This is a genomic window from Cellulomonas sp. (assembly GCF_036279715.1).
In the GTDB taxonomy this organism is placed as follows: domain Bacteria; phylum Actinomycetota; class Actinomycetes; order Actinomycetales; family Cellulomonadaceae; genus Cellulomonas_A.
In genome coordinates this window covers 46,039-52,135 of the sequence record NZ_DASUIR010000028.1, presented here as the reverse complement: position 1 = coordinate 52,135, position 6,097 = coordinate 46,039, and the positions used below count along the sequence as shown (strand labels likewise).

Genomic DNA, 6,097 nt, shown 5'->3' with positions numbered 1-6,097 from the left:
CTACCGCATCGAGATCTACGTCCCGGCCGACAAGCGCGTGCACGGCTACTACGTCCTGCCCTTCCTTCTCGGCGATCGCCTCGCGGCACTCGTCGACCTCAAGGCCGACCGCCGGGCGGGTGTGCTGCGGGTGCACGCGGCGCACAGCGTCCCGGCGGGGGCCGATCGCACCGACCCGGACGTACCGGCGGCCCTCGCGGCCGAGCTGCGGCTGCTCGCGGACTGGCTCGGTCTCGGCGAGGTGGCCGTCGGGACCGCCGGCACCGGTCTGCTCGGGGACCTCGCGCCCGCGCTGGTGGCGGCGCTGGCGAGCGTCGACGAGGTCGCGCGCTGACGGTCCCGGACGGCGCCGCGACCTGCGTTCTTCGTCGGGGGCGTGCAGGCTCGCCTACGATGGTCGGGCCCGGCCGAGCGGTCGGGTCAGCTCAGCTCGCTCCGACGCCGCGCGCGCGGAGCGCGAACACGTCGGGAGTCACGCGTGCCTGCGATCCTCGAGAAGGTCCTGCGCCTCGGCGAGGGCCGGATCGTCAAGAAGCTGTCCGGCATGGCCAACCAGGTCAATGCGCTCGAGGACAGCTTCCACAGCCTGTCCGACGCGGAGCTCCGCGAGGAGACCGACCGCTTCAAGGCCCGGCTCGCCGACGGTGAGAGCCTCGACGACCTGCTGCCGGAGGCGTTCGCGGCTGTGCGGGAGGCGTCGCGCCGGACGCTCGGCCAGCGCCACTTCGACGTGCAGCTCATGGGCGGCGCGGCACTGCACCTCGGGAACATCGCCGAGATGAAGACCGGTGAGGGCAAGACGCTCGTCGCGACCCTCCCGGCGTACCTCAACGCGCTGTCGGGCAAGGGCGTGCACGTCGTCACGGTCAACGACTACCTGGCGAGCTACCAGTCCGACCTCATGGGTCGCGTCTTCCGGTTCCTCGGCATGTCGACCGGCGTGATCCTGTCGAACCAGACGCCCGCGGAGCGGCGTGAGCAGTACGCGGCCGACATCACGTACGGCACGAACAACGAGTTCGGCTTCGACTACCTGCGCGACAACATGGCGTGGACCACGGACGAGCTGGTCCAGCGCGGTCACAACTTCGCGATCGTCGACGAGGTCGACTCGATCCTCATCGACGAGGCGCGCACCCCGCTGATCATCTCGGGCCCGTCGTCGGGCGACGCGAACCGCTGGTACGGCGAGTTCGCGAAGGTCGCGCGACGCCTGGCCGCCGAGCAGGACTACGAGGTCGACGAGAAGAAGCGGACCGTCGGGGTCCTCGAGCCCGGGATCGCCCGCGTCGAGGACTACCTCGGGATCGACAACCTCTACGAGTCGCTCAACACGCCGCTGATCGGCTTCCTCAACAACGCGATCAAGGCCAAGGAGCTGTTCAAGCGCGACAAGGACTACGTCGTCATGAACGGCGAGGTCCTCATCGTCGACGAGCACACCGGGCGCATCCTGCCCGGGCGCCGCTACAACGAGGGCATGCACCAGGCCATCGAGGCCAAGGAGGGCGTGGCGATCAAGGCCGAGAACCAGACGCTCGCCACGATCACGCTCCAGAACTACTTCCGCCTGTACGGCAAGCTCGCGGGGATGACCGGTACCGCCGAGACCGAGGCCGCCGAGTTCCAGGGCACCTACAAGCTCGGCGTCGTGCCCATCCCGACGAACAAGCCGATGCGCCGCATCGACCAGGGCGACCTCGTCTACAAGAACGAGGCCGCCAAGTTCGATGCGGTCGTCGTCGACATCGTCGAGCGGCACGCGAAGGGTCAGCCGGTCCTGGTCGGCACGACGAGCGTCGAGAAGAGCGAGCTGCTGTCGGCGAAGCTCAAGAAGCTCGGCGTGCCCCACGAGGTCCTCAACGCCAAGCAGCACGCACGTGAGGCGTCGATCGTCGCGCAGGCCGGGCGGAAGGGCGCGGTCACGGTCGCGACGAACATGGCCGGACGCGGCACCGACATCATGCTCGGCGGCAACGCCGAGTTCATGGCCGTCGCGGACCTCGCCGCACGCGGGCTCGACCCGGCGGAGAACGCCGAGGAGTACGAGGCCGCATGGCCCGGCGCGCTCGCGAAGGCCGTCGAGGCGGTGGCCTCCGAGCACGACGAGGTCGTCGAGCTCGGCGGGCTGTACGTGCTCGGCACCGAGCGGCACGAGTCCCGGCGCATCGACAACCAGCTGCGTGGTCGGTCCGGGCGCCAGGGTGACCCAGGGGAGTCGCGGTTCTACCTGTCGCTCCAGGACGACCTGATGCGCCTGTTCAACTCGGGGCTCGCGGAGTCGCTCATGACCCGCGCCGGGTTCCCGGACGACCTGCCGCTCGAGTCCAAGCTCGTGACCCGTGGGATCCAGAGCGCGCAGTCGCAGGTCGAGGCGCGCAACTTCGAGATCCGCAAGAACGTCCTGAAGTACGACGACGTGATGTCCCGTCAGCGCACCGTGATCTACGACGAGCGTCGCCGCGTCCTCGAGGGCGAGGACCTCCAGGAGCAGATCCAGCACTTCTCGCACGACGTGCTGTCGGCGTACATCACCGGGGCCACGTCCGGCGGGCGCCCGGAGGAGTGGGATCTCGACGCGCTCTGGGTCGCGCTGCGCGGCGTGTACCCGATCACGATCACGCCGGACGAGGTCGTCGAGCAGGCGGGCGGCCCGACCCGCCTCAGCACCGAGCTGATCGAGACCGAGGTGATCTCGGACGCCACGCACGCCTACGCCGAGCGCGAGGGCATGATCGGCGCGGAGAACATGCGTCAGCTCGAGCGGCGGGTCGTCCTGTCGGTCCTCGACCGCAAGTGGCGCGAGCACCTCTACGAGATGGACTACCTCAAGGAGGGCATCGGCCTGCGGGCCATGGCCCAGCGCGACCCGCTGATCGAGTACCAGCGCGAGGGCTTCCAGCTGTTCGGGGCGATGACCGACGCCATCAAGGAGGAGTCCGTCGCATACCTGCACAACCTCGAGGTCAAGGTCGCCGAGCCGGAGTCCGACGAGGGTCAGGTGACGGCCCAGTCGGCCGCCCAGGCCGCTCTCGGTGCCGGAGCAGCGGCAGCAGGACCGCGCCCTGGCGCCGACGAGGAGCAGGCGGTCGCGCCGGCCGCGGCCGAGCCAGGACCGCAGCGCACTCGACGGCCGACGATCGTGGCGAAGGGCATCGACGGTCCGGAGCGACGCGCGCCGCTGCAGTACTCGGCGCCGAGCGTCGACGGAGACGCGGGAGCAGCGGGTGCCGCGCCCGCGGCAGCCGGGTCGGACGACGCGAGCGCAGCATCGGCCGGCAGCAACCGCGAGGAGCGCCGCAAGGCGGCCAAGCAGCAGCGTCGCCGCGGCTGATCACTGATCACCGACCGACTCAGGCCCGTCCCTCCGGGGGGCGGGCCTGAGTCGTGTCGGGCGCGACCGCGCGCGTCGGTTGCCGTACCCACGGGATCACGTGCGCCCCCGATCAGCCGATCTCGAGCGCCACGGCTCGCCACGCGCCTCGCCACGACTCGAGCCTGACGGCGACGGCACGGACCCGACGCCCGTCGTCGATCACGACGCTCGCCTCAGCCACGTGCTCGCCGATGCGGCACACCCGCACCCGCCGGACCTCCGGCCGGCGCGACGCCGCTCCAGCGCCGAGCACGCGCACGGTCAGCGCGGCGCGCGTGCTGAGCGCCTCGTAGACCTCGGGAGTGACCCAGCGGGCCAGCTGGGCGACGGCGCGGATCCCCGCGAGCGACTCGACCGCGGCCAGGACGAGCGAGCAGCACACGGACGTCGGGTCGCCGTTCGGGACGGGCCCGACGGCCGCCTCGGCCGTGGCGGCGGCCCGCTCGGCGGCGAGCGCGGCGCGGCGGCGGGCGAGGACCCGCTCGTCGAGCGTCGGCGGACGGGAGTGCCCCGGGCCGGTCGGTGCTGTCAGCCGCGGGAGCGGGGCCAGGGTCGGCACGAGGCGGGTCCGGACGGGTGTCGGTGACTCGGACGGTCGGTCCGGGCGAGCGGTCGGGTCCGCGTCGGCGCTGCGGCCGGGGTGGCCGGTCCGCGTGGAGCTCGCCAAGGGCGGCGCGGCATCACCCGATGCGGTCGACGCCGACGGCGTCGAGGCACGGTCGAGCGCTGCTCCGCGGGGCGCGCGCGCCTCGACGGCTGCGGCGATGCCGACGATCGCGGACTCAGCGGCCGTGAGCTCCACCGCATTGCTCGCGGCGCGCGCGCGGTCCAGGGTGAGGGTGGTCATGAGGCGCCGTCCGTCGAGGTCGTGGTGGGGGCGTTCAGCACCTGGCCGGGCTGGAGCAGGTCGGGGTCGTCACCGATGAGTGCTGCGTTGGCGGCGTACCAGGCGGGCCAAGCCGCGGCGACGTCGGCGGACCCCGCGCCGCTCGGCAACGCGTTCTGGGCGATGTGCCAGAGCGTGTCGCCCGGTTCGACGACGACGCTGTCGACCTGTGCTGCGTGCGCCGTGGCCGGTGCGGACGCGCTCGCCACGGAGCTGACGGTCGTGGTGATCGCAGCTGCCGTGGTCGGCGCCGTGCTGCTGGCAGCTGCCATGACGGGACCCGCTGTGGCAGTCGGCGTCGCCGTCGCGGCGGTGGCAGCCCACCCCAGGTCGAGGTCGCCCGGCGCTGCTGCGGTCGCGCCGGTGGCGGCCGACAGCCCGAGGCCCGCCCCGACGGCCAGGACGAGGACCCTGCGGACGAGGTCGGGCGCGCAGCGGGCGACGATTCGCTCCCCGGCGCGCCAGGTGACTCCCGCGGCGCGACCGGAGGCGCACGCGGTTGCGACGACGAGGGACAGCGCGAGCCAGCCGGCGAGGAGGAGACCGACGCCGAGCACCGCGGTCTCGACCAGCCTGTCGACGCCTGCGCCCGCCAGGCCGTCGGCGAGCACGGCGTCCAGCCGTGCGGCGATCCCGACGGTGAGCCCTGAGGCGGCGAGGAGCCCGAGCCAGAGGACGCCGAGCGCCGCGGGCGCCGTCCGCGGGCGCCTCCGCGGGCCGGTGGGAGTGGTGCCGGTCGGTCGCATGGCCGCCTCCGTCGTTGATCGCATTTGATGTCGTTTGATGATGCGTGGTGCGACTAGGTGTAGCGCATTGACCCCTGTGGCGTCCAGTGGCGCACCCGACGGCCGTCGTGCAGCCACGCTGCGGACTTTCGGGCGCGCGATTGTCGGAGTGCGGCATCGCTGCTCAACAGTGTGTCCACAACCCGACATCTCGGGCGTGCGGAGCTACGGCTGTGCCCTACTGTGAGCCGATGCGCTGGGAGGCCCTGTTCGCCGACATGGAGGCGCAGCTGGATGCGGCGCGCACCGCTGACCTCGCCGCCGAGGTCGTGGAGCTGACGCGTGCGGAGCGAGCGACCGTCTCCGTTGCCGACCGGTTTCGAGCGGCCCGCGGAGCGACGTTGACCGTGCGGACCGACGGCGGCGAGCAGGTCAGCGGCATGCTGCGCGACGCGTCCGCGCAGTGGATCCTGCTCGACACGCAGGGGCGGAGCTCACTCGTCCCGCTCGCCGCCGTGACAGCGATCCGCGGCCTGACGCGGCACTCCGCGGGTGGGTGCGGGGTCGTCGAGCGGCGGCTGACGCTCGGCCACGCCCTGCGCGCACTCGCGCGCGACCGGGTGATCGTGCAGATCGTGACCCACGGTGGCGACCTCACCGGACGCGTCGAGCGCGTCGGTGCCGATCACCTCGACCTCGCCGCCGGGCACGTGGAGTCGCGCGGCGGCGAGCTGTGGGCGGTGCCGTTCGCCGCCATCCGCGTCGTGCGGTCGAGCTGAGGTCGCGGTCGTCAGTCGACGAGCAACCTGTTGGCCTGCGCGCCCGGGCCACCCGGGGCGTCGTGCTCCGTCTCGATCCGGGCGCGGGTCTGCCGGTACATCCGCTGGATGTAGTCCTCGAGCTCCGTCGCCTCGATGCGCCACTGGAGCCGCCCGCCGATCTGGATCGCGGGGAGCTCGCCCGACCGGACGAGGGCGTAGGCCTGAGGTGCGGAGATGTTCAGCACCTCCATCACGTCGGCGAGCGTGAGGAACCGAGAAGCCATGACCGAAGTGTGGCATGGGCGCGCACGGAGGTCCGGTTGTCCACAAGGCTGTGCCCGAGATGTCG

At 72.3% G+C, this 6,097-nt stretch carries 6 protein-coding genes; 3 read left to right on the top strand and 3 right to left on the bottom strand.

Annotated features, from left to right (window positions below):
• Together VFW79_RS03010 and secA are read left to right on the top strand one after the other, a co-directional pair.
• Window positions 1-334: DNA glycosylase AlkZ-like family protein (locus VFW79_RS03010; RefSeq protein ID WP_329675827.1), on the top strand; the 334-nt coding region annotated here is incomplete at its 5' end.
• 144 nt (window positions 335-478) lie between these two features.
• The gene (secA, locus tag VFW79_RS03005; RefSeq protein ID WP_329675826.1) at window positions 479-3,334 is read left to right on the top strand and encodes a preprotein translocase subunit SecA; all 2,856 of its coding nucleotides are present in this window, start codon (window positions 479-481) and stop codon (window positions 3,332-3,334) included.
• Between the two features lie 112 nt (window positions 3,335-3,446).
• On the opposite strand, the gene VFW79_RS03000 is transcribed toward secA, so the two are convergent.
• Window positions 3,447-4,223: an Rv3235 family protein gene (locus VFW79_RS03000; protein ID WP_329675825.1), complete on the bottom strand. Its 777-nt coding sequence runs from the start codon at window positions 4,221-4,223 to the stop codon at window positions 3,447-3,449.
• Entirely contained in the window at window positions 4,220-5,032 is an 813-nt protein-coding gene (locus VFW79_RS02995) for a LysM peptidoglycan-binding domain-containing protein (protein ID WP_329675824.1), read from the bottom strand. The genes VFW79_RS03000 and VFW79_RS02995 overlap by 4 nt, the downstream gene beginning before the upstream one ends.
• 206 nt (window positions 5,033-5,238) lie before the next feature.
• On the opposite strand from VFW79_RS02995, the gene VFW79_RS02990 reads away from it, so the two are divergent.
• Window positions 5,239-5,766, top strand: coding sequence for a hypothetical protein (locus tag VFW79_RS02990; protein ID WP_329675823.1), 528 nt, complete (start codon window positions 5,239-5,241; stop codon window positions 5,764-5,766).
• 11 nt (window positions 5,767-5,777) lie between these two features.
• Here the strand turns inward: VFW79_RS02990 and VFW79_RS02985 are convergent, their stop codons facing one another.
• A complete protein-coding gene (locus VFW79_RS02985) occupies window positions 5,778-6,032 on the bottom strand; it encodes a helix-turn-helix domain-containing protein (RefSeq protein WP_329675822.1) in 255 nt (84 codons plus the stop codon).
• Window positions 6,033-6,097 lie beyond the last annotated feature (65 nt).

What these genes read in the sequence shown, in the direction of transcription:
- VFW79_RS03000 (WP_329675825.1), bottom strand. Translation starts at nt 4,223, where the DNA reads ATGACCACCCTCACCCTGGACCGCGCGCGCGCCGCGAGCAATGCGGTG.
- VFW79_RS02995 (WP_329675824.1), bottom strand. Translation starts at nt 5,032, where the DNA reads ATGCGATCAACGACGGAGGCGGCCATGCGACCGACCGGCACCACTCCC.
- VFW79_RS02990 (WP_329675823.1), top strand. Translation starts at nt 5,239, where the DNA reads ATGCGCTGGGAGGCCCTGTTCGCCGACATGGAGGCGCAGCTGGATGCG.
- VFW79_RS02985 (WP_329675822.1), bottom strand. Translation starts at nt 6,032, where the DNA reads ATGGCTTCTCGGTTCCTCACGCTCGCCGACGTGATGGAGGTGCTGAAC.